This is a genomic window from Eubacterium sp. CAG:161, assembly GCF_000432355.1.
Taxonomy (GTDB): Bacteria; Bacillota; Clostridia; order Lachnospirales; family Lachnospiraceae; genus Eubacterium_G; species Eubacterium_G segne.
On the sequence record NZ_HF991874.1, the window covers coordinates 129,364 to 152,919 of the forward strand.

Consider the following 23,556-nt stretch of genomic DNA (forward strand, 5'->3'; position numbering starts at 1 on the left):
ATATCACGGAAAGAATTTAATGTGCTGATAAAGAAACCGGCAAATATTACCCAGCGTATGTTGGATGTGGCAATAACAGCACCGGAAAATCCACTGATTTTATATGCAACATTTTCAACTGACAGGACAGACAAAAATTGTGTGTATAATCTTTATGACACAGATAAAACTATTGAAATATGTAACGGTGGAAATCCACTTTGGAACCCTAAGTATCAGCTGGGAGCATCCTTTATGGGAACTGACAGAATTGTAGTTGCCAGGGAAGAAAATGATTATGATAATATAGAACTTTACGATTATTCTCAGGGACAGGTAACATTGAAGGAGTCGGTTTATTCAGAAGAAATCGGAACCATTCAAATAAGAAATGCCCGTCCTATTGTGGATGTAAACCAAAAAGCATTTTTGTGGCACAGAGGATTTTACAATTCTGACACCTATACGGATTTTTATACTGAGACAAAAATATACACTATGGATTAAATAACAAAATTCTCCTAAAACGGATATTTAAACAAATAGCTGTTTTAGGGGATTTTAATTTTTGAAAAAAATTGATAGAATAATTCTAATGAAATTGCAGCATGTTTGATGAAGAAAAGGAGATTTTATGAAAATAGAATGGAAACAGTGCTTTAAAGTAGGGGTAAGTGTATTTATATTATTTTTATGTATAAATTACTGGAGCGTGGTGGGAAACACCATAGGAGTGTTCTTTAGCGGAATAACACCTATTCTCATTGGATGTTCCTTTGCTTATATTGTTAATATATTTATGTGTTCATTTGAAAAAAGATATTTCCCCAACAGCAAAAAAGCAATCGTTATTAAATCAAGAAGACCTGTATGTATGACAGGGGCAATTTTAATGGTTTTAGGTGTGATTGTGTTATTAATCTATATGATAATTCCTGAACTTGTAAATTGTATAGAAACTTTCTTAAATGCACTGCCGGATTTGGCAACCTATGTTTCTAAAAATGAATATGTACAAATGGTGGTATCTCCTAAGTCATTGGAAAAATTACGAACCATGAAATGGGATACTTACGCTGAAAAAATAGGTGGATTTCTGTTTTCTGGAGTAGGAGGTGCGGTAAATACCGTGGCGGAAGTGGCATCTTCAGTTATTTCTATAGTAGTGACAGTGGCCCTTGGACTTATTTTTACTTTCTATTTTCTTATGGGAAAGGAAAGAATGGCAAGTCAGTTTAAAAGAATAACCTATGTAGTCTTTAAAGAAAAAATGTATAATAAAATTATGCATTGGCTTAATGTGTTTGACCAATGTTTTCATGGATACATAGTTGGAAAATTAATAGATGCGGTGGTTTTAGGTGTAATGTGTATTGTTATTATGCTTATATGTCATTTGCCTTATGCAGTTATGATTGGAACATTAGTGGGATTTACTGCGTTAATTCCTGTAGTAGGTGCTTATGTAGGTGCAATTATCGGAGCATTAATGATACTTACCCAGTCACCAATGAAGGCACTATTGTTTGTGGTATTAATAGTAGTAGTTCAAATGATAGAAGGCAATGTAATATATCCTAAAATCATGGGAAATTCACTAGGGCTTCCGGGAATATGGGTGTTAGCGGCAGTAACTCTTGGAGGAAGTTTGTTTGGAATAATCGGAATGTTAATCGGAGTACCTATATTCGCAGGTTTTTATAAGCTGATAGCAGAGAGCATAGAAAAAAGAGAAAAAAAGATGGGTGTAAAAAGTTAAAAAATGTATGTGTTTTTTTACTTGTAGCGTATATTAATATTGAAAAGAAATGACAAAAATGGTATTCTTATGGTATGGAATTTTAAAGGAGGAGAATAGAATGAGAAAGAGTATATTCCAGAAAATGTCTGCTGTATTTTTGTCAATGACATTAGTAGTAGGCATGGCGGCTTCAGTACCTGCTGCCGTAAAAAAAGGGACAGACATCTCTNNTGCTGCCGTAAAAAAAGGTACAGACATCTCTGCCTCTAAAGCATGGCAATCATTCTCAGTTCAGACAGGTGAAGATAAGAATGAATGGAAAAATGCTTTAATAAAAGATGGTCAGAAATATGACAATAAGGAAAATGTATTCAAAAGCTACACAGAAAATGCTTCTATGAAGACAAAGACACCTAAAAGTTTCCTTATGGATATTGTAAGCACAGGTTCAAGTGCTCAGTGGGGACCAAGCAAGAAAGTCGATGACTTGGGAAATGTTGTTTGGGAAGCAAAGATGAGCAATCCTTGGGGCGTTACAGCAACAAAGATAGTTAATATTGAAAAAGGACGTACTTACACAATTTCATTTAAAATCAAAAGCACACTTGAAAATGAAATTAAAAAGACACAGAACGTTCCGGGAAAATATTACTATGAAACAAAGGACAAGAAGGGTAAGACAATAGTTCATTACACTACTTCTGTTGTAAAGAAAAATGGTAAGACAGTGGATAAGGCTACAGGAAATCCGGTAAGCCACGTTGGAACAGTTGTTGGAACAGGTGTTATGAATTATGTTAAGCATGTTCATTTCAAAGCATACAGAAATAATGAAAAAGACGGCGATCCGGCTCTTACATTACAGAATGTTAAAGCTACATACAATGGAAAATCTGTTTACAGCAAGAAGGGTGATTACACATTCATCGCATTAGACAGCAGAAATAAAGATTATGTTACTGTAACAGCTAACGTAACAATTCCTGGTGACAGCTTAGCATACAAGCAGAGCACAATGGGATTTAAGTTTGCATTTGGTTCATTTACAATGGAATATCCAAATGAAAATGATATGAGTGGAACAATTGATGTTCAGGATTTCAAGGTAGTAGCAGGAAGTGATGTTCCTAAAGCTACAAAGGTATCAAAGGCTACAGCAAAGGCTAAAAAAGGAACTATGAAGGTTTCTCTTAAGAAGGCTAAAGGTGCTAAGGGATACGAAGTACAGTATTTCACATCATACAGCAAGAGTTCTAAGTCATATTCAGGAAAGAAAACTGTTAAGGCTAAAAAGAATGTTGTAACTATTAAGAATAAAAAGAAATTTAAAGCTAAAAAGACAATATATGTCAGAGCAAGATATTACAAGACAGTAAATGGCAAGAAAGCATATAGCGTTTGGTCAGCTATTAAAAAAGTAAAAGTTAAATAGGAAAAAACTTAAAATTTCCAAAAAGGGTAATTTTAATATAATTAAAAAGGGGCAGATGGCTAATAACCATCTGCCTTCTTTATTTGTATTAAATTGTTTATTAATTACTGTAATGGTGAGAACAACGTTAATCTTTTTCTAAGTGAACAAAAATGACTTGAAAAACGGTTTGTTGTTGTTACATTAGCATTGTTACATATATAAACATCGTTGTTATTACCCATGCCGCCTTGGATAACCCAGTGCTTGCAACTGCCGTTCCATGACTTTATCCAGCTTTCATTTCCTGTACAGTTAAGTCCTACGGCATCAGAATTAAGATAATTAACTAAATCCTGCTTAGTATCAAACTTGCCAATATATATGGCTACGTGATGGGCACGTCCACTAGAAGAGGTATAGGCTATAATGTCTCCCGGTATTAAATGCTCCATATTAGATTCGGTGTCAACATCATTTAATTTAAGTGATGTTTTAAACAACGGGTAAGTTGTTTTTCTTATATTTCCTTTTAAGTAATAAGTATATTTCTTTCTTGAAACTTTATAAGTTATTTTTACGTTTCCGCTTTTCCAGTCATTGGCAACGGGAGATTTGTTTACCTTTATACTTGTAAACTGTCCCGAACGGGTTGCTTTTTTTCCCGGAGCTAAAGTCTTACATGATTCTACATACTTGTTAACTAAAACATTACATGGATATTTTTTATGTACATACTTCTTAACGAATTTTCCCAGATTCTTATGAAAATCAAGCTTTAAATCCGAATCGGAAGTTTTAAATACCACTGCATTAGAACTATCTGATAAAAGTTTGTCCTTATAACATTTAATTTTGTAGTAGTAAACTGTGCCGGCCTTTGCTTTTAAATCCTTAAAGGTACCGGTGGTGCTTTTTTTAATGGTTTTGATTCGCTTAAAACCATTGTTTGGTTTAACACTTCTGTAAATCTTGTATCCGGTAACATCCTTTCGCTTCTTCCAGGATATCTTGACACCTTTGTTTAATTCTACAATGGAAGTTATATATGTTTTAGGAACAACCGGGACAACCTCTGTGGTAGTTTCTTCCTCCGTTACGTCTACTGACAAGGTAGTTGTTTCCGGTGGTGGTGTGTCCTCACTCCCTAAATTGTTGGTTCCGTCATCTGCATATATCAATGAAGATATAGCTAAAATATTTATGGACAATACCATAATAAATAGTAATTGTTTCAAATGTTTCAAATATTTTTTCCTCGATTCTTAGTGCTTAAGCAGGAAAAGTCCCAATAATATATTCAATTTATTATAATCTGACCTTTAACCCACGTATAATATCATACCATTTTATGGTAACCTGTTCAAGAAAATGTTACGAAAAAATTACATAAAAATTACGAAAAAGCTTTGTGCAATAATATTGAAATAATAAAACAGTGTGATAAGATAAAAAAGGTTAGAATCAACTAACTAAGAATGAGAAAAGGAGTGTAATAAACATGATTAAAACAACTATAAAAATAGATGGAATGGCATGTGGAATGTGCGAGGCACATGTAAATGATGCCTTAAGAAAAGTAATAAAGGCAAAGAAAATTACATCTTCCCACAAGAAAAAAGAAGCGGTTGTGGTTAGCGAGAATGAATTAAATGAAGAAGAAATAAAAAAAGTGATAGATGATACAGGATATACATATATTTCCATGACCAGTGAACCATATAAAAAGAAATTTTTCTTTTAAAACAATTAAAAAAACACTGTTCATAAAACCTGAATGATTTGTCAAGAGAGTTGTTGCAATAATGCAACAATGTGGTAATATGGAAGAAAATATACGTATTATATATTGGAGGCATAAAATTGAAACTCTCTCAGTTGAAACAGGGACAGACAGGAAGGATAGTAAAAGTAGGCGGTGAGGGTCAGCTTAGACGACACTTTCTTGATATGGGACTCATACAGGGCACAGACATTCAGTACATAAAAGCTGCACCTATGGGAGATCCTATAGAATATAAGATTTGGGGATATGAACTGACACTTAGAAAGGATGATGCTAAGTGTATAGATATTGAATTACAGGAAAATAAGGAAAAGAAAAAGGAAAGCAGTGATGTAAAGTATAATTCAACGGAGCATCCCCACATAGGTGAGTCGGGTATATATCATGTTAAGCAAAGAGGGGAAAAAATCGAAAAGGGACAGTTGATTACTTTTGGATTGGCAGGAAATCAAAATTGTGGCAAAACAACATTGTTCAATCAGCTGACTGGCTCAAATCAGCATGTGGGAAATTTCCCAGGGGTAACGGTTGACCGGAAAGACGGTCAGATAAGAAAACAGGAAAATACCATGGTGGTGGATTTGCCGGGAATATATTCCATGTCACCTTATACCAGCGAGGAAATTGTATCAAGGCAGTTTTTCTTAGATGACAGACCAAGAGGTATTATAAATATTGTAGATGCTACGAATATTGAAAGAAATCTTTATCTTACAATGCAGCTTATTGAACTGGACATTCCTATGGTTTTGGCATTAAACATGATGGATGAGGTTACAGCCAACGGCGGCTCAGTAGATGTTAATATGTTAGAGGAATCCCTAGGCATTCCCGTGGTGCCTATATCAGCAGCTAAAAACGAAGGGGTAGACGAACTTATTGAGCATGCTATGCATGTGGCAGTATATCGTGAGCGTCCCGGAAGAATGGATTTTTGCGATGCAAATGGAGAAGATGGTGGAGCAATTCACAGATGTATACATTCCATTATGCATTTAATAGATGATCATGCCCATAATAATAAAGTCCCAATCAGATTTGCAGCAGGCAAGCTTATTGAAGGGGATGAGGATGTTATAGCAAGACTTCATCTTGAAGAAAATGAAAAAGAAATGATAGAACATATTATTCTTCAGATGGAAAAGGAAAGCGGCATGGACAGAGAAGCAGCTTTGGCAAAAATGCGTTTTACATTTATTGATAAAATATGTAAAACGGCAGTGGTAAGGCCACAGGAAAGCAGGGAAAGAGCAAGAAGTCGTAAAATTGATAAGCTGCTTACAGGAAAATATACGGCGATTCCTTCTTTTATTGTAATAATGTCTCTGATTTTCTATCTGACTTTTGGAGTAATAGGTCTTTATCTTCAAAACCTTATGGATATGGGAATCAGTGCCCTAAGCAGCCTGTGCGAAAATGCAATGATTACTTTTAAAGTAAATGAAGTAATCCGGTCGTTAATTATTGATGGTATATTTGTAGGGGTAGGCAGTGTTCTTAGCTTTTTGCCCATAATAGTTGTATTGTTCTTTTTCCTGTCATTATTAGAAGACAGTGGATACATGGCAAGAATTGCATTTGTAATGGACAAGATATTTAGAAAATTGGGCCTTTCCGGTAGAAGCTTTGTACCTATGATTATAGGATTCGGATGTTCAGTGCCGGCCATTATGGCAACAAGAACATTACCATCAGAGCGTGACAGAAAGATGACCATAATGCTTACGCCTTTTATGAGCTGCTCAGCAAAAATACCTATTTATGCATTTTTCTCAGCAGCATTTTTCCCGGATAAGGCTGCGTTGGTTATGATAGGTTTGTATTTTACGGGAATAATAGTAGCAATTATATATGCCCTGATACTTGACCGCACTAAGTTTAAGGGAGAACCGGTTCCTTTTGTTATGGAGCTACCTAATTACAGAATGCCGGGAGCTAAAAGTGTGTTAAGACTTATGTGGGACAAGGCAAAGGACTTTTTAACCAAAGCTTTTACAATAATCTTTTTAGCGTCACTGGTTATATGGTTTTTACAGACCTTTGATTTACATTTCAATATAGTAAAGGATGCAGAAGACAGTATTCTGGCAATGATAGGTGGAATTGTAGCACCTATATTTAAACCATTGGGATTTGGTGACTGGCGTGCATCTACAGCCCTGATAACGGGATTTACCGCAAAGGAAAGTGTTGTAAGCACACTTACGGTATTGCTGGGAACAAAGGCTCTTAGCACAATGTTTACTACTAAAAGTGCCATAGTATTTTTGATATTTACCCTTTTGTACACACCTTGTGTTGCAGCAATATCATCAGTAAAGCGGGAACTGGGTAGAAATTGGGCAGTGATAGTAGTTTTATTACAATGCAGTATAGCATGGATAGTAGCGTTTGGTGCCAAATTGATTTTGACATTAATATAAATGACTTTTTGTAAGGAGGCAATAAATTTATGAAACGAGACAGCGTATGGGGAAAGTATAATGGAGTTGACATTGAAAATCTTGAAAAACTAAACAAGAGATATATTGATTTTCTGTCTCAGTGTAAGACAGAAAGAGAATGTGCTGCAAGGTCAGTGGAAATGGCAAAGGCAAAGGGATACAAATCCATTGAGGATGTAATAAAAGAAGGAAAGCCTCTTAAGGCAGGTGATAAAATATACGGTCTTTATATGAACAAGGCAGTAGCATTATTTAACATAGGAAGACAGCCGTTGGAAAAAGGTATGAATATTTTAGGTGCTCACATTGATTCTCCAAGAATGGACATTAAGCAGAATCCATTATATGAAAAAGAGGATATGGCATATTTTGATACACATTACTATGGCGGAATTAAAAAATATCAGTGGGTTACTCTTCCTCTTGCAATACACGGTGTTGTAGTGAAGAAGGATGGCACCTCAGTTAATGTAAATATAGGTGAAAAAGATACTGACCCGGTATTTTGTGTTACTGACTTACTGATTCATTTAGCATCTAAGCAAATGGACAAAAAAGCCGCAACTGTAGTTGAAGGAGAAAATTTAGATATTTTAGTAGGAAGTATTCCTGTAAGCGAAAATGAAAAGAAAAGCGTAAAGGCAGGAGTTTTGAAAATATTAAAAGATAAGTACGGAATGGATGAGGAAGATTTCTTCTCAGCAGAGCTGGAGGTGGTTCCGGCAGGACCGGCAAGAGAAATGGGATTTGACGGAAGCATGGTTATGTCATATGGTCAGGATGACAGAGTTTGCGCTTATACATCATTAGAAGCTATTCTTGACAGTAGTGTTAATGAAAGAACATCCTGTTGTCTTTTAGTTGACAAAGAGGAAATCGGAAGCGTAGGAGCAACAGGTATGCAGTCACGTTTCTTTGAAAACATGGTAGCCGAATTAATTAATTTAAACGGAAACTACAGTGAATTAATTCTTAAGAGATGCCTTAAAAACAGCAAAATGCTCTCATCTGACGTAAACGCAGCTTATGATCCGTTATATGCAGATGTATTTTCAGAGCAAAGCACATCTTATATTGGAAAAGGTGTTGTGTTTAACAAATTTACCGGCTCAAGAGGAAAGTCAGGCTCTAATGATGCCAACGCAGAATACTTAGCAGAAATAAGAAAGGTTATGGATGACAATAAGGTTTATTTCCAAATGTCAGAGTTAGGAAAGGTTGATGCCGGCGGTGGCGGAACCATTGCATACATTATGTCATTATACGGAATGGAAGTAATTGACTGTGGTGTGCCGGTGCTTAGCATGCATGCACCTTGGGAGGTTACAAGCAAAGCTGATGTTTATGAGGCTTTCAAGTGCTATAAGGCATTTTTAAGAATGAAATAGAAAGAAAAGCGTTGCCATAAGCATTATGCTGTGCATAATGCTTATGCCGCGCTGTCGCGCTATACAGATACACCAAAAAGGTCTGCCTGTGAGCAAACTCCCGGCAGACCTTTTTTATGTATCTGTGCAACGCTTGTAGGAACGCACAAATTTGTATTTGACACTTGGTGTTTACTATTATATAATCAAGATTAATGGCGTTGACGGAGAGAAGTAGCTTTAATTATCGCTAACAGAGAGCAGGTGTTGGTGGAAGTCCTGTAGAATGAATTAATGTGAATAACACTCCTAAGCTGCAACCTGAACGTTTAATAATCAGTAGGGAAGCCGTTGTCGAGCGATAATCGATGGGTTGCAAGACCATGAGTGGCTGCATAAGCAGTAAATCAGGTGGTACCGCGGACATATTAAGTAATTAGTGAGTTCGTCCTGGATTAATTTTTCAGGATGGGCTCTTTTTATATTTAATAGGAAATTCTATTATTTTAACCATACCGTAATTTATAATATTGGAGGAAGTGTAATGGATATTAACACAAATAACATTTATCGTGATGTAACAATGGATTCATTGTCAGAAGCTAATGTTGGACAAAATGTAAAGATTGCAGGCTGGATTGAAAACATTCGTGACCACGGTGGAGTATCATTTATTGATTTAAGAGATATGTATGGAGTTATGCAGGTAGTTATGCGTGACACATCATTACTTGAGGGATTAAGTAAGGAAGACTGTATTTCAGTAGAGGGACCTATTGAGCATAGAGATGAAGAAACATATAACCCTAAGATTCCTACAGGAACTATTGAATTAGAGGCAAAAAAGGTTGAAGTTTTAGGGAAGGTTTACAAGCAGTTACCTTTTGAAATTATTACATCAAAGGAAACCCGTGAAGATGTGAGACTTAAATATCGTTACCTTGATTTAAGAAATCCAAAGGTTAAGGATAACATGATTTTCCGTTCAAAGGTTATTTCATACCTTAGACAGAAAATGGTAGATATGGGATTTTTGGAAATCCAGACACCTATTCTTTGTGCATCATCTCCGGAAGGTGCAAGAGATTATATTGTGCCATCAAGAAAGTTTAAGGGAAAATTCTATGCACTTCCACAGGCACCACAGCAGTATAAACAGTTACTTATGGTGTCAGGATTTGATAAGTATTTCCAGATTGCCCCTTGCTTTAGAGATGAAGATGCAAGAGCAGACAGATCACCGGGAGAATTTTACCAGTTAGACTTTGAAATGAGTTTTGCCACACAGGAAGATGTATTTAGAGTTGGCGAGGAAGTTTTAGCTGACACATTTAATAAATTTGCACCTGAAGGATACGAGGTTACACAGGCTCCGTTCCCTATTATAAGCTATAAGGAATCAATGCTTAAATACGGAACAGATAAGCCGGACCTTAGAAATCCGTTAGAAATAATTGACGTAACAGATTTCTTCCAGAGATGTACATTTAAACCGTTCCACGGAAAGACTGTAAGAGCAATTGTAATTAACCAGAAGTTGTCAAAGGGACAGCACGAAAAATTACTTAAGTTTGCTCAGAGCATTGGAATGGGTGGTCTTGGTTACCTGGAAGTTTTAGAAGATGGAAGCTATAAGGGACCAATTGATAAGTTTATTCCTGAAGATATGAAGGAAGAAATAAGGGAAATGGCATCATTAAAGGCATTAGATACTATTTTCTTCATTGCTGATAATGAGAAGAATGCTTCACTTTATGCAGGACAGATTAGAACAGCTCTTGGTGAGAGACTTGATTTAATTGATAAAAAGTCATACAAGTTCTGTTATATTAACGACTTCCCTATGTATGAATATGATACGGAAACTAAAAAGATGATATTTACACATAATCCGTTCTCTATGCCACAGGGTGGACTTGAAGCATTAGAAACAAAGAATCCGGAGGATATTTTGGCATATCAGTACGATATCGTATGTAACGGTGTTGAATTATCAAGTGGTGCAGTAAGAAACCATGATATGAGGATTATGGTTAAGGCATTTGAAATTGCAGGATATACAGAAGATGACCTTAAGGAGAAATTTGGAGCCTTGTACAATGCATTCCAGTTTGGTGCACCACCACATGCAGGTATGGCTCCGGGAGTTGACCGTATGATTATGTTACTTCGTGAAGAAGAAAATATTAGAGAAATTATTCCATTCCCTATGAACGGAAATGCACAGGATTTAATGTGCGGTGCACCGGGAGAGGTAACAGAGCAGCAGCTTAGAGAGGTTCACATTAAGGTTAGAGCATAAGGAGGAGATTTATGTCTAAAATGGCGGTTGCACCTATTTTAGGAGTAATAGCAATTGCATTAATAGCGATTATTGTAGCAGTAATTGCAATTGTCATTAATCACAGTAATAAAGATTGATAAAATATTGTCTGCCGGATTTATTAGTCCGGCAGATATTATGTAGAAAAGTGAAGGTGAGATAGATATGTATAAAACAGTAGTTTTTGATTTGGATGGAACACTTTTAAATACTCTTGAAGATTTAACAGATGCAGTTCTTTATATTCAGAAGAAATTTGATTTCCCTCTTCATAATATTGAATTGGTGAGACAACATGTGGGAAATGGAATAAGAAAGCTGATTATACGTTCTATTCCTGATGGAGAGGACAATCCAAGGTTTGAAGAGGTTTATCAGGAGTTTCTGGATTATTATCAGAAGAACTGTCAGGTAAAAACCAGAGCCTATGATGGAATAATGGAACTTTTAAAGGAACTTCATGAAAGCAACATAAAAATGGCAATTGTGTCAAATAAGGCTCATGGAGCAGTTGATGAATTAAATGAAATTTATTTCAAGGATTATATAAAGGTTGCCATAGGGGAAAACGAGGCGGCAGGAATTAAGAAAAAGCCGGCACCGGACAGTGTTTTCCATGCATTAAAGCTTCTTGGAAGTAAAAAAGAGGAAGCGGTTTACGTGGGAGATTCAGAAGTAGACAGGGCAACAGCAGAAAATGCAGGTATGGATTGTGTGTTATGTAGCTGGGGCTTTAGGGAAAGAGAACTTCTTGAAGGTCTTAAACCAATAGCTATAATAGATGAGCCAAAGGACCTGCTTAAAATAATTAAATAACAAAAAGCCTGTAGAGTTATTCAAAAGATATATGATATATGATATTATATACACAAATTCATTATTACATAAGAGTGGGTTTGTGTATTTTTATGTAGATTGATTGAGAGAAAATTTAAGGAGGGAAAAAAGAATGCAAAGAAGGAGAGTTTTGTCAATTTTGCTCGTGGTTATGCTGATAGTCACAATTATTTATCCAATGAATAAAAATGTTCAGATAAGAGCAAATGATAATGGAGCGAAAACACATATATTATCTAACCCGACGAAGGATACCACAGGAAATACCATTTGGGACTGCGTTTATTTTGGAAACTATTATCAGAATGATGTAGAAGGAAAATACAAAGAACCGTTTAAATGGAGAGTACTCAAGGTAGATGGGAATGATGCATTTCTTTTGGCAGACAAAGGATTAGATGTGAAACCATGGCATGAGTCAGGGGATGGTGTTGATTGGGAGACATGTACTCTTAGGAGCTGGCTTAATGGTTATAAAAGCAGTATGAATAAAAATGGGATAGATTATTCAAATGACAATTTTATGGATACAGCTTTCACAGCAGAAGAACAGCAGGCAATTAATACAACATTAGTATCAAACGCTCAGGATCCGTTTTTGGATTCACCGAAGGTCAATGATACATACGATCAGGTTTATTGTTTGGCATATAAGGAAGCGTTAAATACGGAATATGGCTTTTCAGGAGAGTATAATGTAGACCCTACAAGAGCGCTTGTTGTTACTCCATATGCAAATGCCAAATTGGATTGGGAAACATATCCGTGGCTGATGCCGGGGTGGTGGCTTAGAACAATGGGAGATGATAAATATCGTGATGTCAACACTTATAAGGGAAAATGTGCGGCATATGTATTTCAGTCCGGTTTTGTTTATCCGAATGGTTCATCAGTAAATGATACATTTATGACAGTACGTCCGGTACTGCATTTAAATACACAAAATACTGATGTTTATTCCTATGCAGGAAAGGTAAGTAGTGATGGAACAGAATCAGATGTTCCGACAACACAGGAAGTAACAACGCCAAATGAAACAACAACACAGGAAGGAATCGAGACATCTCCTGAAGCAACCACAACACCAAATATAGAAACAACAAAGGAATCGACAACACCGGAAAATCTTCCTCTTACACCGGGACAGGCAGATGCAAATCTTTGGTTTGAAATTGGTGGATATACATATTATTGCGGTCCGTGGAATGGGTCTACGGTACAGCTGGGGGCAGACCCTGAGGATCCGGATCATGTTCAGATGCAACAGCTGACAAGTAACTGGGGAAGTGCCTGGGGATTGCAGCTCAAGAAAACAGTAACCGGATTGGTGCCGGGTAAAATATATACAATATCAATCGATATGTATTCACCATCAGAAGACGGTTCTTATAAAATTACAAACGATCTGAATGAAAGTGAGCCAAGAAAATTAGTGATTGGCACAACAACTCTTTCCACAGAACTTATGGCAGATGGAGATGGAACAATTGAATTTATGGTAGGAGCCGGATTAGTCGGAACTTCAGTTGTTCTTGATTTTTCTAATGTAGTTGTAAAAGATGAAGATGGAAATATCGTATATCCAAAAGCAGAAGAGCAGACAACGAAAATGGAAGAAAACACAACGGTTGCACCTACTACAGTAGCCCCAACAATAGAGGCACCAACAGAGGCACCTACACAGGCACCGACAGAGGAACCTACTACAGCTGATCCTAAGACTATTACAATCAGTGATGATGTTAATATTGAAGGATATCAGGTAAGTACGACTCTTGGAGGAAGTAGAGTTGTTGGTTCTGTAGAACCTACAATAGATGGAAAGAATGTTACTAAGTGGGGATTTGTTTATGCGGTAGATACAATAGATGGAAATTCTTTGGGAGTAACAGATGCAGATATGTATGTTGGTTCAACTAACAAATATGTAGTTTCATTAGATTCTACACCGGCAGGAACAAGTAATACAGTTCTTGGAAATTCAACAACAGCAACATATTTTGTAAGAACTACATTGTTTAGTACAAACACTACCAGAGAGTTTACAACAGAATATAAGGTAAGAGCATACGCGGTTCTTAGTGATGGAAGCTATGTATATAGTAAGGCACATACTTACTCAGTATATAAGATTTGTGATCAACTGTATCAGTCAAAGAAGATGAATACAAGCGCTGCACATGATTACTTATATAATAATATTCTTAAGGTAGTTGATCCTTCATATAAAGAAGTAGATTACAACTGGAGCAATATAGTTGTTAAATAACAACATAATAATATAATTACGGGGGACCGTTGAATTGGTACATATCAGTTCGACGGTCTCTTTTAATGTCCAAATAAAGTTTTATGTTTAGATGTTTTTATAATACAAACTCACGACTAAAAAACAGTCATAATATAAAAAATCAGACAAATGTAATAAAAAAACTAGACAAATGTGTAAAAGGGTGTTATTATACATCTAGCAAGAAATTGTACACAAGTATAAAAAATAAATATATGTAATAAATTTATAGAAGGAGGAAGTCACATGGCCAATTCAAACATTACCAAAAAGGCACTGGCTGAAAGCCTTAAAGAACTAGGTTCAACCAGAATACTTGATAAGATAACGGTTGCTGACATTACGGAACATTGTGGTGTAAACAGACAGACTTTTTATTACCATTTTAATGACAAGTATGAGTTACTTGCCTGGATTTACAATCAGGAACTGGTAATTCCCCTGACAAAGGATCTTACTTTTGATAACTGGGGAGAGAAGATATTAGAGCTTTTGGTTTATATGAAACAGAAAAAGCAGTTTTTCATGAATACCATAAAGTCTAACAATGATTTCTTTTCGGTATATCTTGAAAGAATATTTATTGAGTTATTTAATAAGGCGATAAAAGATTTAAACCTTTATACTCATCTTGATAAAAAGATGCGTGACATTTACGCAAGATTTTTTGCATACGGTCTTACGGGAATTATAGTTGACTGGGCACTTAAAGGAATGAAAGAAGGAGAAGAAGAGTTAGCACAGCTACTCCAGGATATTTCCTTTAGCTCAGAAAAGATAGGGCACGAATTATATTTGTATCACAAAAATGAAACAGATAAATAAGCAGACGGCGTATATGCAAAATTATAAGTTAGTACAAAAAATAAATACAGTTATGAAACTGTCTAATGATTAAAAGATACATAACTGTATACTTTATTTTAGATTTTTTATAAAGGAGTGAAGTTTGTTATGAAGAATTACATTCAAAAAGGAATTAGTTTAACATTAGTAGCGTCAATGGTTGTATGTGGCTTTAGTGGTTGTGGAACAACAAAGACTACAGATAACACTGACAAAACATTAGGCACTGCAAAGGAAACAAACAATGAGGCAAATGTTGAGGCGTTGCTTACAGGCAAGCTAGGAGATGCAAAGGACACTGATAAGAAAGAAACAGTATATGTTGAAATGAATGCTGACGGAACAGTTACCAAAACAACAGTAAGTGATGTTCTTAAGGTAAAAGGAAAAGATAACATAAGTGATGTTTCAGATTTAACAGATATAACAAATATTAGTGGTGATGAGGCATTTACCACAGATAATGGTAAGCTGATATGGGAAAACAAAGGCAAGGACATTTCATATCAGGGAACAACAACAAAGTCAGCACCAATTGATATTAAGGTTTCATATTATCTTGATGATAAGGAAATTTCTCCTGAAGATTTAGCAGGAAAAAGTGGTAAGGTAAAAATTGTTTATGATTACACAAACAATTCAAAAGAAGTTGCAGGAAACTTTGTTCCATTTATTACATTAACAGGAATGATTTTAGATGATAACTTCTCAAATGTAACAGTAGATAACGGAAAAGTAGTAGATTACGATGATAACAAAATCGTTGTAGGATATGCAGCTCCGGGATTTAAGGATCATCTCCTTGATACAATTGACAAGGCAAAGGATTACATTAGTGACATTGATATTCCTGAAAGTGTTACTATTACAGCTGATGTTAAGGATTTTTCAATGGATATGGCACTTACAGTTGCAACATCGGAATTAGGTGACATTGATTTAAAGGATACATTTGATTTCTCTGATATAGAGGAAAAAATGGATGAATTAAAGGATGGAACTGATGAATTGGTAAATGGTGCCACAAAGCTTAATAATGGTGCTAATGAATTAAAGAGCGGTTCATCAAAAATCAACAGCGGTGCTTCTGATATTGCAAAATATACTTCAACATTATCAGATGGAACAAAAGAGTTATTAGGAAAGTATTCAATATTTAATCAGTCACTTTTAGAAGCTCTTGCATCAGCTGATGATGGAGCAGGCAAACTTAACAAAGGTGCAAAAGATTTATCATCAGGTTTAGCAACTGCCAAGGCAGCATTTGAGGATACAAAGAAATCCCAGGGACTTAACAATGGAGCAAAGGCATTAAATAAAGGTGCAAAAGAAGCAAATGCAGGTGTTAAGCAGTTAGCGCAGACATTACAGGGAACACCATCATCTATTCAGACACAGATAGATGGAATAATTGCTAAGTTAAATGCAGCAACAGGCGGATTGATTTCCAGTGAAAAGGTTTTAAATCAGATTGTTGAAGGTATAAATGGAGCTGTTACTAAAGGCATGGATTTAAATACAGTTCTTACAGCTAAAGGTCTTGATGTAAACACATATTATACATTACTTCAGGCTTATTACAGTGTTCAGACTCTTGAAAGTGTAAAGAGTACATTTGAAGCACAAATCAGTGCAAGTGCAGCAGATATTCAGAAGTTACTTGCAGGAATGGATTCCCTTGAAGCAGGAACAACATCCCTTAGCAGTGGAGTTACAAAGTTATATTCAGGAATTAAGCAGTTAAACACAGGAGCAGCAACTTTAGCCAAAGGAACAGCTGACCTTAAATCAGGAACAGGTGAACTTAAGAGCAAGATTGGCGCTGCAAGCCCACAGATTAAGAGTGGTATCGGAACTGTAAATTCAGGTGCATCACAGATTAGTGATGGTGCTAAAACATTAGCAGCCGGAACAAAGACTCTTGATAATGGTATTGTTACATTAGCAAACGGTACTAAGGACTTAAAGGATGGAACAATTAAATTAAATAAAGAAGGAATCAGCAAGATTACTGAAATATTCGGAGAAGATACTAAGGATGCAGTAAACAAAATCGAAGATGTTTTAAACGCAGGAAAGAAGTATAATTCATTCTCAGGAATTAACAGTGACATGAGTGGAGATGTTAAGTTTATCTTCAAAACAGCAGAAATTAAATCTGAAAAGTAAAGGAGCTGATATTTTATGAAGAAGTTTTCACAATTTGTTGTTAAAGCCAGATATGCCATATTGATTATTGCAGTTCTTTTACTGATACCATCGGCAATCGGCTACTTCAATACAAGAGTAAATTACGACCTTTTATATTATCTTCCTGATGGAATTGATACAATGACAGGTCAGGACATCCTGATGGATGAATTTAATTCCGGTGCATTTGGAATTGTTATGGTTGACAAAATGAGCGACAGTGACGTATCTGTACTTAAAGAAAAAATGGAAAAGGTTGACCATGTAAGTAAGGTATTATGGTATGATTCATTTGTTGATTTGGGAATGCCAAAGTCAATGCTTCCTAGCAAAGTATATGATGCATTTAACAAAGATACATCAACAATTATGCTGGTAATATTTGATGATACAAGTTCCGGTGACGGAACAATGAAAGCCATAAATGAAATCAGAAAGGTTACAAAGCACCAATGCTTAATAAGTGGTATTTCTGCAATAGTAACAGATACAAAGGATTTGGCTGAACAGGAAACACCGATTTATGTTTGTGTTGCAGTTGTAATATCTATCATTCTTTTATCATTACTTATGGATTCATTTATGATACCGGTATTCTTCCTTTTGAGTATTGGTATGGCTATAGTCTATAACTTAGGAAGCAATTTTGTTATGGGAGAAATATCCTACATAACAAAGGCATTAGCGGCGGTACTTCAGTTAGGTGTTACAATGGACTACTCCATTTTCCTATGGCACAGCTTTGAGGAACATATGGAAAAGACAAATGGTGATAAATATGAGGCCATGGCAGATGCCATTAGGGCTACAATATCCTCAGTTGTAGGTAGTTCCATAACAACAGTGGCAGGATTTATAGCACTTTGCTTTATGAGTTTCACCTTAGGTTTAGACCTTGGTGTGGTAATGGCAAAGGGTGTTGTATTAGGTGTTATATCATGTGTAACAATTCTTCCAGCATTTATCCTTGTATTCCACAAGGCAATTGAGAAGACAAAACACAGACATCTTTTACCTGATTTTGATAAGGTACCTAGATGGATTGCAAAACATTATAAAATTTTCATTGCAGTATTTGTTATTTTGTTAGTACCTGCAATTTATGGTCAGGCCAACACAAAGGTATACTACGATTTAACATTAAGTCTTCCGGATTCTTTAGAGAGCGTTGTTGCCCAGAATAAGATTGCAAAGGAATATGATTTAGGTTCTGCGAACATTATTTTGTTAGATTCAGATGTAAAGTCAAAAGATGTATCAGCTATGCTTGACGAAGTTAAGAAGGTTGATGGAGTACAAATGGCATTAGGAAAGGAAAGCGTTTTAGACGGTTCTGTTCCGGAATCATTTATTCCTAAGGATTTAACAAAAGAGTTAGAAAGCGATGAACATGAGATGCTTATATTCATGTCCGCATACAAAACAGGTTCAGATGAAGCTAACAACCAGTGTAATGAAATTGAAAAAATTATAAAGAAATATGATAAAAACGGAATGTTAGTAGGTGAGGCAGCTTGTACAAGAGACCTTATTAAAATAACAAACAAAGACTTTGCAACAGTAAGTTTTGTTTCAATTTTCCTGATTTTCATAATCATTGCTTTAGTATTTAAGTCAATTTCACTTCCTATAATACTTGTTGCAGTTATTGAATTTGCTATATTCATTAATATGGGTATACCGTTCTATACTAATACGACGTTGCCGTTTATTGCATCTATTGTTATTGGAACCATTCAGTTAGGTGCTACAGTTGACTATGCAATATTAATGACTAACAGATACAAACTGGAAAGATCTAGTGGAAAAGATAAAAAGGCAGCAGCAGGCGATGCTCTTAAGGCTACAATGAAATCAGTTATGGTAAGTGCATTTACATTCTTTGGAGCAACATTTGGTGTAGGTGTATATTCAAGTATAGATATGATTAGTTCCCTTTGTCTTCTTATGGCAAGAGGTGCTATTGTAAGTATGCTTTGCGTAATCTGCATATTACCTGCAATGTACATTGTATTTGATAAGGCAATCGTTAAAGGAAGCTATAAATTTTTAGATTAAAATAAGATATAAAGAGGATAGGATTTTCGTAATTCTATCCTTTTTTCTTTTAAAATTAAAGTTAAATACACACTGATTTTACTGTGATTTTATTGCAGTTTGTGGTATAATAAAGGTAACAAAATTGAGACAGGAGGACGGCATTATGAAACAGATAATTATAGCTTTAGGACGTGAATTCGGAAGTGGTGGTCATGTTATTGCAAAGAAATTGGCTGAGCATTACAACATACCGTTGTATAACAAAGAACTCTTAGATGAAATTGCAAAGGATGGACATTTTAGCAAAGAGATGCTGGAAAAATTTGATGAACGGCCAATTAGCATTTCTTTTATGCCAATGCCTATTACAGGAAGCACCATTTCCCTTGAACAGCAGATTGCCATTAAGCAGTTTGGATTTTTAAAGAAAAAAGCTGATGAGGAAAAGGAATCTTTTGTGGTAGTCGGAAGATGTGCTGATGAAATTTTAGCAGATAATCCTAACCTTGTAACGGTATTTATTACCGGTGATAAGGAAAGCAAGATTAAAAGAGTTATGGAGCGGGAAAATGTAGATGCAAAGCAGGCAGAAAATAAAATGAAGAAAGTTGACAAGATGCGTAAGGTATATCACAATTTCTACTGTGAGAACAAGTGGGGAGATTCAAGAGGATATGACATATGCATAAATACAGGAAAGGTTGACTTTGACACTGCCGCTAAGATGATCGAACTGTATGTAGATACTAAGAAATAGCAAAAAATATAAATTTGTTAAAGAACTCTCTTTTTAGGGAGTTCTTTTTATGATAGAATGTAATAGTTACAGTTAGCAGACAATATGCTACGAAAGAATCGGACAGGAGGTTAAAAATGGGTGAATTAATATTTAAAGGAATGAAGGTAGAAGAAATTGACCTTACAAATAAATTGGAAGGACAGGTGAAGTTAGATATTGAGCAGAGAGCATCATTTAATGTTAAATACACTAATGATAATCTTCATTGCGCAGCAAATCTGACTATTGACATGATGGAAAAAACAGCACCAATGGATTTCAATTTTAAAATTAGTGCTACTGCATTCTTAGATTGTGAGCCGGGAATGGATAAGAAGGAAATACATAAAAAGGCATATGATGAAATATATCCTAATGTAAGAACTCTTATAACTACAATTATGGTTAATGCAGGACTTCCGCCTATAGTTATTCCAAAGGTGAAAATGGATGACAGTAACATTAAGCTTGCAGGAAATGAACAGGAAAATAACGGTCAGTTATATAGCTAAAGGTAATAAAAGAATTTTTATTAGTTTTGACTAAAAAAACAAAATTTTAAAAGGGGGAAACGAATGTTTATTTGTACAAAATATATGAATATTGTTTTCTTTTTTCACAATAATAGGGGATTATTTGTGCAATAATTACAAAAGATAAAAAAATAGTTCGTCATTATTGCAAAAAACGTTTTTAATTATTAAACTATAAGAGTATTAGATTTTTAGGTAACATAATAATCTAAACCCTTTCAATTTTGTGGCTTCTTGGAGGAATCTCTAAGAAGCCATTCCTGTTTTTATAGCTATATGTGAGAATTTTTAATATATCTTACAGTCTTCTAATGTATTATTTTTTGTGATAATTATTATAATAGAATATATGAAAAAGTAATAATTATCTTTATAAATAAAAGAGTTATGTTTTTTGTCATTTTTTGTAGTTTATAGTGTTGACTAAGAAGCGTATTTAGTGGTATTATGAAAAGAAATTGGGTTAAATTGTAATGATTTTATTATATATAGAAGAGGTTATAATATTATGAAGAAATTGATTTTAGTAACATCTCCACCTGCTTGTGGAAAAACATTTGTAACGAAGAAACTGGCAAAGGCCATTCCAAACTGTGTATATCTTGATAAAGACTCATTAATCGTTTTATCAAAGCAGATATTTGTTGTGGCAAATCAGGAATATAACAGAAGCTCAGATTTCTTTGAAGCAGAAATAAGAGATTATGAATATGATTGCATTATGGAAATTGCAATGGAAGCATTAGAATATAATGATACTGTATTTATTAATGCACCTTACACAAGAGAGGTCAGAACTCCGGGATACATGGAGAATCTTAGACGTCAGCTTTTGGAAAAGAAAGGTGCTGAACTTATAGTTGTATGGGTACAGTGTGACGTTGAAGTATGCAGACAGAGAATGATTGCAAGAAATTCCGACAGAGATACATGGAAGTTAGAAAACTGGGATGAATATGTTAAGAAATTAGATTTTTCAGTTCCAACAGGCATAAAGAATATATTCCTGTTTGACAATTCATCTGATGACAAATTTAAGGTTTCTATTAAGGAAGCTGTAAAGTATTTCGAGGAACTTAAATAAGAATCACTAAAGAGTATCTCAGGATACTCTTTTTATTAGTAAAGAACAGGAGAGAGAATATGGGAAAGGTTAGAACAAGGTTTGCTCCAAGCCCTACAGGTAGGATGCACGTTGGAAATTTAAGAACGGCACTTTATGAATTCCTGATTGCAAAGCATGAGGGCGGAGATTTTATTTTGAGAATAGAAGATACAGACCGTGAAAGATATGTTGAGGGAGCTGTAGATATTATTTACAGGACTTTGGAACAGACAGGTCTTATTCATGATGAAGGTCCTGATAAGGATAAGGGATTTGGCCCATATGTTCAAAGTGAACGTCAGGCATCAGGTCTTTATATGAAATATGCAAAACAGCTTATTGAATCAGGAAATGCCTACTATTGTTTCTGTGATAAGGAAAGATTAGCTGAACTTAAAACTTCCGTTGGAGAGGATGGAAAGGAAATAACAGTTTATGACAAGCATTGCCTTCACCTTTCAAAGGAGGAGATTCAGGCAAATCTTGACGCAGGAAAGCCATATGTTATAAGAATTAATATGCCTACAGAAGGCACAACAACTTTTTATGATGAATTATATGGTGAAATTACCGTTGAAAATAAAGAATTAGATGATATGATTCTTATTAAATCAGACGGATATCCAACATACAATTTTGCAAATGTTATTGACGACCATTTGCAGGAAATTACTCATGTTGTAAGAGGAAATGAGTATATTTCATCTTCACCGAAGTACCAGAGATTGTATGAGGCGTTTGGCTGGAAATCACCAAAATATGTGCATTTACCACTTATTACAGATGAGGAACACAAGAAGTTAAGCAAGCGTTCAGGTCATTCATCATATGAAGATTTGGTGGAGCAGGGATTTTTACCTGAGGCAATTGTCAACTACATTGCTCTTCTTGGATGGAGTCCGGAAGATAACAGAGAAATTTTTTCTCTTGATGAATTAATAGAAGCATTTGACTACCATAAAGTAAACAAAAGTCCTTCAGTTTTTGATATTCAGAAACTTAAATGGATGAATGGAGAATACATTAAGGCAATGGATAACGACATATTCTATGAAAAAGCAATGCCTTACATTAAGGAAGCTATTAAAAAAGATTTGGATCTTAAGAAAATACTTGATATGGTAAAAACAAGAATTGAAGTATTTCCTGAGATTGGTGCTATGGTAGATTTCTTTGAGGAACTTCCTGAGTACAGTGCTGATATGTATACTCACAAGAAAATGAAAACAAACACTGACAATTCATTAGAAGTTCTTAAGGAACTTTTGCCATCATTAGAGGAAACGGATGATTATTCAGTAGATGGACTTCATGAACTTGTATTTGAATACATTGGAAAGAAAGGTTGCAAAAACGGACAGGCATTATGGCCTCTTAGAACAGCAGTTTCAGGTAAGCAGATGACACCTGCCGGTGCTTTCGAAATAATGGAAGTTATAGGAAAAGATGAATCCATAAAGAGAATCAAAAAAGGCATCGAACTGTTAGAAAATGCCCAGGCAGCACAGTAGAAATTATGGGTGAAATATAAGTTATAAAGTATAAGTTATAAAGTATAAGTTATAAAATATAGAAATGGATACCATGTAAGTGGTGTCCATTTTTTTGGCTCTTTGTCAAGCAAGGGGGTAATCCTTTATAAAATAAATTTCGTGGTGGAGATGACAAACATTGAAGATAGGTGCTATATTTTCCTCACAAAAGCGATGGAGGCGGTGCAAGCACCTTCTGGGGCGGATATATACAGTAAATAATACAATTAAACAAAAATTTCTTGTAAAATAAATCAATTCATAGGTTAGAAGTATGCAGGGAGAAAACTTATAGAAAATTGATATTGTAAATATGACTTTCCGTAAAGTTAAAATTCTATGAAATTTTTGATA

Annotated in this window: 16 protein-coding genes and 1 other annotated feature; of the genes, 15 read left to right on the plus strand and 1 reads right to left on the minus strand. The window is 35.1% G+C overall.

Translation table 11 applies throughout. The annotated features are described in order from the left end of the window. Positions 1-486: hypothetical protein (locus Q5O30_RS10670; protein ID WP_302674702.1), on the plus strand; the 486-nt coding region annotated here is incomplete at its 5' end. Between the two features lie 127 nt (positions 487-613). Further along, positions 614-1,738: an AI-2E family transporter gene (locus Q5O30_RS10675; protein ID WP_021953734.1), complete on the plus strand. Its 1,125-nt coding sequence runs from the start codon at positions 614-616 to the stop codon at positions 1,736-1,738. 1,518 nt (positions 1,739-3,256) lie between these two features. Here Q5O30_RS10675 and Q5O30_RS10680 read toward each other — a convergent pair. Beyond that, positions 3,257-4,369, minus strand: a complete 1,113-nt coding sequence (locus Q5O30_RS10680; RefSeq protein WP_302674703.1) for a fibronectin type III domain-containing protein — start codon at positions 4,367-4,369, stop codon at positions 3,257-3,259. 263 nt (positions 4,370-4,632) lie between these two features. Here Q5O30_RS10680 and Q5O30_RS10685 point away from each other — a divergent pair, with 263 nt between their 5' ends. The 13 genes from Q5O30_RS10685 to gltX all read left to right on the plus strand — a co-directional run bounded on the left by Q5O30_RS10685 (position 4,633) and on the right by gltX (position 23,181). After that, the gene (locus tag Q5O30_RS10685; protein WP_021953737.1) at positions 4,633-4,875 is read left to right on the plus strand and encodes a heavy-metal-associated domain-containing protein; all 243 of its coding nucleotides are present in this window, start codon (positions 4,633-4,635) and stop codon (positions 4,873-4,875) included. Between the two features lie 119 nt (positions 4,876-4,994). Next, positions 4,995-7,340, plus strand: a complete 2,346-nt coding sequence (feoB, locus tag Q5O30_RS10690) for a ferrous iron transport protein B (RefSeq protein WP_021953738.1) — start codon at positions 4,995-4,997, stop codon at positions 7,338-7,340. Positions 7,341-7,369: 29 nt separating this feature from the next. Beyond that, on the plus strand, positions 7,370-8,749 hold the full coding sequence (locus Q5O30_RS10695; RefSeq protein WP_021953739.1) for an aminopeptidase: 1,380 nt from the start codon (positions 7,370-7,372) through the stop codon (positions 8,747-8,749). A 191-nt stretch (positions 8,750-8,940) separates the two neighbouring features. After that, positions 8,941-9,184 (plus strand) — a binding site (T-box leader). 88 nt (positions 9,185-9,272) lie between these two features. Then, complete coding sequence (aspS, locus tag Q5O30_RS10700) at positions 9,273-11,030, plus strand: aspartate--tRNA ligase (RefSeq protein WP_021953740.1); 1,758 nt, start codon at positions 9,273-9,275, stop codon at positions 11,028-11,030. Positions 11,031-11,216: 186 nt separating this feature from the next. Further along, on the plus strand, positions 11,217-11,867 hold the full coding sequence (locus tag Q5O30_RS10705) for an HAD family hydrolase (RefSeq protein WP_021953742.1): 651 nt from the start codon (positions 11,217-11,219) through the stop codon (positions 11,865-11,867). Between the two features lie 133 nt (positions 11,868-12,000). Continuing rightward, complete coding sequence (locus Q5O30_RS10710) at positions 12,001-14,157, plus strand: DUF6273 domain-containing protein (RefSeq protein WP_021953743.1); 2,157 nt, start codon at positions 12,001-12,003, stop codon at positions 14,155-14,157. Positions 14,158-14,424: 267 nt separating this feature from the next. Further along, the gene (locus Q5O30_RS10715) at positions 14,425-15,003 is read left to right on the plus strand and encodes a TetR/AcrR family transcriptional regulator C-terminal domain-containing protein (protein ID WP_021953744.1); all 579 of its coding nucleotides are present in this window, start codon (positions 14,425-14,427) and stop codon (positions 15,001-15,003) included. A gap of 129 nt (positions 15,004-15,132) precedes the next feature. Continuing rightward, positions 15,133-17,193, plus strand: a complete 2,061-nt coding sequence (locus Q5O30_RS10720; RefSeq protein ID WP_021953745.1) for a hypothetical protein — start codon at positions 15,133-15,135, stop codon at positions 17,191-17,193. Between the two features lie 15 nt (positions 17,194-17,208). Further along, positions 17,209-19,272, plus strand: a complete 2,064-nt coding sequence (locus tag Q5O30_RS10725; protein ID WP_021953746.1) for an RND family transporter — start codon at positions 17,209-17,211, stop codon at positions 19,270-19,272. A 145-nt stretch (positions 19,273-19,417) separates the two neighbouring features. Beyond that, on the plus strand, positions 19,418-20,011 hold the full coding sequence (locus tag Q5O30_RS10730) for an AAA family ATPase (protein WP_021953747.1): 594 nt from the start codon (positions 19,418-19,420) through the stop codon (positions 20,009-20,011). A gap of 116 nt (positions 20,012-20,127) precedes the next feature. Then, positions 20,128-20,544 carry a hypothetical protein gene (locus Q5O30_RS10735; RefSeq protein WP_021953748.1) on the plus strand — a complete coding sequence of 139 codons (417 nt, stop codon included), beginning with the start codon at positions 20,128-20,130 and terminating at the stop codon, positions 20,542-20,544. A 529-nt stretch (positions 20,545-21,073) separates the two neighbouring features. Continuing rightward, on the plus strand, positions 21,074-21,649 hold the full coding sequence (locus Q5O30_RS10740; protein WP_021953749.1) for an AAA family ATPase: 576 nt from the start codon (positions 21,074-21,076) through the stop codon (positions 21,647-21,649). Positions 21,650-21,708: 59 nt separating this feature from the next. Further along, positions 21,709-23,181, plus strand: coding sequence for a glutamate--tRNA ligase (gene gltX / locus Q5O30_RS10745; RefSeq protein ID WP_021953750.1), 1,473 nt, complete (start codon positions 21,709-21,711; stop codon positions 23,179-23,181). Positions 23,182-23,556 lie beyond the last annotated feature (375 nt).